The sequence below is a fragment of the Frankia sp. CoWAU3 genome, assembly GCF_977971855.1.
Map to the genome: position 1 here is coordinate 17,407 of NZ_CDWWXB010000039.1, position 2,366 is coordinate 19,772.

The 2,366-nt window shown below is 73.7% G+C and carries 1 protein-coding gene; it reads left to right on the forward strand.

From position 1 onward, the window contains the following. Positions 1-2,366 (forward strand): cobaltochelatase subunit CobN (locus AC08ON_RS06245; RefSeq protein WP_476616611.1); only part of this gene is annotated, 2,366 nt, incomplete at both ends.

Sequence of the window (2,366 nt, forward strand, 5' to 3'; positions counted from 1 at the left end):
GCGGAGCCCGCTACCGCCTCGCCAACCCGGCCCGGCTCTCCGTCGCCGATCTCCCGGCGCTGACCAGCGGTGCCGATGCGGTCGTGGTGCGCATCCTCGGCGGCCGGCGGACCTGGGAGGAGGGGCTCGACACGCTGCTCGCCGGCCCGCGCCCGGTGGTCGTGCTCGGTGGCGAACAGACCCCGGACGCGGAGCTCATGGCCGTCTCCACGGTGCCCGGCGGCATCTGTGCCGAGGCACACGCCTACCTCGCCCAGGGCGGTCCGGCCAACCTCGGCGAGCTGCACCGATTCCTCGCCGACACCCTGCTGCTGTCCGGTACCGGATTCGCCCCACCGGTGACCATCCCGGCCTGGGGGGTGCTCGACCGGGCCGCGGACGCATCAGCCACCCCGGACGCATCAGCCAGCCAGGACGCATCAGCCAGCCGGGACGCCCCGGACGCCCTCGTGGGGAACGCGGTGCGGCCGGTCATCGGTGTCCTGTACTACCGCGCGCACCACGTCGCCGGGAACACCGCGTTCGTCGAGGCACTCTGTGCCGCGGTCGAGCGTGCCGGCGGGGATCCGCTGCCGGTGTACTGCGCGTCGCTGCGCGCCGCCGAACCCGAGTTGCTCGCCACCCTCGGGCGGGCGGACGCGCTGATCGTCACCGTGCTCGCCGCGGGTGGCAGCCAGCCGGCGCACTCCTGCGCCGGAGGCGACGACGAGGCGTGGGACGTCGGCGCGCTGGCCGCGCTGGACATCCCGATCCTGCAGGGACTGTGCCTGACCAGCGGCCGGGCGACGTGGGCGGAGTCGGACGACGGGCTGTCCCCGCTGGACGCTGCGACACAGGTGGCGATCCCCGAGTTCGACGGGCGCCTGATCACCGTGCCGTTCTCCTTCAAGGAGATCGATGCGGATGGGCTGACAAGCTACGTCGCCGACACCGAACGCGCCGACCGGGTGGCCGGCATCGCCGTCGCGCACGGCCGGCTGCGGCACGTCCCACCGGCCGAACGCCGGGTGGCGCTCATGCTCTCGGCCTACCCGACGAAGCACTCCCGGATCGGCAACGCGGTGGGCCTCGACACCCCGGCGAGCGTCGTGCGCCTGCTGCGGGCGATGCGCGCGGCTGGATACGACACCGGGCCCGATGACGGCCCTGATGCGCTGCCGGGGGTCACGGCCGAGGACGGTGACGCCCTGATCCACGCGATCATCGCCGCGGGCGGGCAGGATCCGGCCTGGCTGACCGAGGAGCAGCTCGCCGGTAACCCGGTCCGGATCAGCGCGGCGCGGTACCGGGCGTGGTTCGACGCCCTGCCCGCCGACCTGCGGGAGAGCGTCGAACGGCGTTGGGGGCCCGCGCCCGGCGAGCTGTACGTCGACCGGTCCGCGAATCCGGACGGGGAGATCGTGCTCGCCGCGCTGCAGGCCGGCAACATCGTGCTGTTGGTCCAGCCGCCACGCGGCTTCGGGGAGAACCCGGTCGCCATTTATCACGATCCCGGCCTGCCGCCGAGCCACCACTACCTCGCCGCCTACCGGTGGCTCGCCAGCGGCCCCGGCGGCCCCGGCAGCCCCGGCGGTTCCGGCGGTTCCGATAGTTCCGGCGGCTTCGGCGGCTTCGGCGGCTTCGGTGCGCACGCCGTCGTCCATCTGGGTAAGCACGGAACGCTGGAGTGGCTGCCCGGCAAGACCGTGGGCATGTCCGCGTCCTGTCCGACCGACGCGGCGATCGGCAACCTGCCGTTGATCTACCCGTTCCTCGTCAACGACCCGGGCGAGGGCACGCAGGCGAAGCGCCGGGCGCACGCGACCCTGGTCGATCATCTGGTTCCGCCGATGGCCCGCGCGGAGAGCTACGGCGACCTGGCCCGCCTGGAACAGCTGCTCGACGAGCACGCCACCATCGCCGCCATGGATCCGGCGAAGCTGCCGGCCATCCGCGCGCAGATCTGGACGCTGATCCAGGCCGCCCGGCTCGATCACGACCTGGGACTGACCGACCGGCCGCACGACGCCGAGTTCGACGACTTCCTGCTGCACGTCGACGGGTGGCTGTGCGAGGTGAAGGACGCGCAGATCCGCGACGGCCTGCACGTGCTCGGCGAAGCACCGACCGGCGGGGCGCGGATCAACCTGGTGCTCGCGATGCTGCGGGCCCGGCAGATGTGGGGCGGGCGCGTCACCCTGCCGGGGCTGCGGGAGACCCTCGGGCTCGTCGAGGACGACCGGGCGGCCCGCGGCGCGGTCGACGCCGCCGAGGCGACGGCGCTCGCCCTGGTAACGGCGATGGAGGAACGCGCCTGGGACCCGTCAGCCGCATCCGACGTGGTGACGACCGTCCTCGTCCCCCCTCCCTCGCCAGCGACCACCCCC